1 protein-coding gene is annotated in these 2,434 nt (G+C 58.6%); it reads right to left on the bottom strand.

Features of this window, described 5'->3' with window-relative positions:
* On the bottom strand, positions 1–2,434 hold a 2,434-nt coding region (locus tag B3520_RS13760), incomplete at both ends, for an Ig-like domain-containing alpha-2-macroglobulin family protein (RefSeq protein WP_286876309.1).

Here is a 2,434-nt window from a genome sequence, read left to right as displayed (position 1 = left end):
CGATGTCGGGCGCATCCGTGGTCACGGCGTTGCCGTCGATATCGACCGTCACCCACTGAACGATGATGGTGTCTTCGGTATGCGCGAAGCGCTTTTCGGTACGCAGCCCAACGTAGAGATTGCCCGGGTGCAAAACTAAAGTGTCGTTGGTGCTCCACTGTTGCCGATTGACGTCGGTAACGGTCGTGGTCACATCCAGTGTATGGGGAAACAACAGATCGGAAAAATCCAATGCCTTGTTGGGGGCAATGCTCAACCGGTGTTCGCCTTTGGTATTGGTTTGCCCCGACGCCTGATGCTGCCAACGGGCTTCCTCGGGTTGGGGCCAAAAGCCGTGCCCCCACATTGGGGGGACGCGACCAAAATGGTAATCGGACCAACCCGGCGGCGCATAGCGAGCCGTATTCAGGGTCAGTTGCCACTCCACCGGAGCGTTGGGCAGTGGGCCACCGGCATAGTAGCTCGCCCGGGCCGTGGCCTGTAAGGGCGCTTGTGCGATAGGGCGTTCGGCGCTGAAATTCAGGTCGACCTTGTATTCGGGGCGGCGGAAGGTCTCGATGCGGAAGCTGTGGCCACCGAAATATTCATTTATTTCATTCTTACCGCGGAACAGGCGCAGTTCAATTGCGGCCGAACCGGACGCGGCGCTGCTGGGCAGCGGTAGAGAGAGGTCAAAAGCGCCGGACTCGTTCAAGGATAGCCGCCCCTGGTCGAGTTCATTGCGTTGACCATCGTAGGCCGTCCACTCCAGGTGGGTCAGATCCTTGGGGTAGTGCAGGTCGCCCTCGACGCCGAAACCGCGCTCGCGGATAAGGCCTTTCAGGTGGACGGTTTCGCCGGGTTGATAGAGTTGGCGGTCGGTGAAGGTGAATGTCGGGTAGCGATAATAGTTGTATTCGTCCCGGTAAAGCGGCGACAGGCTGTGTGCTTGAAACAGAGCCTGATCGGACTGGCTCTCAACCATCAACGACGAATGTTCTTCTCTGTCCGATAACGGCAACGAAGCCAGTCCATTGTCATCGGTTGATGCGCTGATCGCTCCGACGTGTACCCGCGCATCCGCAGTGGGCGTGCCCGTGGTCAGGTCGGTGACCCAAGCGGTGACCCGATCGCGTTCCGCGTAGGTGCTTACTGCAAGATTGGTGACTTGCAGCCATTGGCCAAATTGGGCCTGGTTATAGCGGTATCGGCTATTGTCTTTGTTGTCCATTTCAGGTGACGACGCAAAAACCAACAGGTGGCCAAAGCCCTCCTCGTTCAACCACGGATCCAGCGAAAGGCGTGTGACCGTCATTGTGTTCGCTTCGGCATTTAACGTCAGGGTGTGGTTTTCCAGTAACGTGCCGGGCTTCTCCGGCTTTTCCTTATCAACTGCTCGACGGTAGTTCAGGCGGTAGCGCTGGAAGTCGGACCAGTCGTCTGGTGTGACCTGGCGGACTTCAATGTCCAGTGTCTGGATATTCCGGCTGACGATGGGCAGCGTGGCAAAGGCCCCGGGCAGGGTAATCAAATCTTGACCGGGCAGGGTGAACATCGGAGGGTAGGAGGCGATAGTGACCTTCGTGACCAGGTCTTCTTCCAGCGCCCGACCAAACTCGTCTGTCGTGCCAGTGGGTAGTGTCAGTGTGTACTCGGTCTCCGGCTGAAAAGAGCCGCGCAATTGGATATAAGTGCCGTAGTGAGAAATCTCCAGCCCGTCCACGTCGGGGGATACCTCAAGCCGGGATTTGTCCCAGTCATCGGAAAGACGATGGCTGAATTGTAACGAAACCCCTTCATCGGGTGTGCACTCGCGCTCGGCACAGTCATTACGCTCGATCCGCAATGGGCCGGCGGTGCGAAAGGAAAAGGCTTGGTCGGCTTTGGTCAGCCGGTTGCCGGCCTTGGCCGGAGTGCCTTGCGCCAAGGTCAGTGAAAACGTCTGATTCCAGGGGAGTGGTTCGGAGGGTGTCAGGGCCAGCCACTGTTCGGCCGGCAGGTCGTCAATCAATGCCTTGTATTCGTCCTGCGCCAGGGTATCCGGGTCGACCCGTTTCAGTGCGTGAGTGTGTTGCTTATCTTTCAGGCTCACATGCTCAAGCAATTGGTTTTTGTCGATGGCCTGGTTGAAGATCAGGACCAGAACGGGTTGCTTGCCAGTGACGGCGTTGTCGCCGGGGTAAAAGTTGGTGACCGCCAGCGGCGCAGTGGCAAATTGCCACTGCGCGGTGGTGGCCAGGGGGACACCAGCGGCAGAGGTAAAACCCTCCTCAAGGGTCACGGTGTAGTCCGTGGCCATGGGCAAGGCATCACCGGTGGGCTCGAAGACCAGGCTTTGGGTATCCAGCCAGCGCCACTGCCCCTCAACCTCGGGGGTCAGGGTAAGGGGAATGCCTTTTTCCAGCGTCTGCTCCAGGCGGGTGAGCGGCACCATGGGTTCGGAAAACGTGAGGCT

Origin of the sequence: Marinimicrobium sp. UBA4509, assembly GCF_002388575.1 — a bacterium.
Classification (GTDB): domain Bacteria; phylum Pseudomonadota; class Gammaproteobacteria; order Pseudomonadales; family Cellvibrionaceae; genus Marinimicrobium; species Marinimicrobium koreense.
Note: the sequence above shows the minus strand (reverse complement) of the source record. Positions and strands in the feature narration are given on the sequence as shown.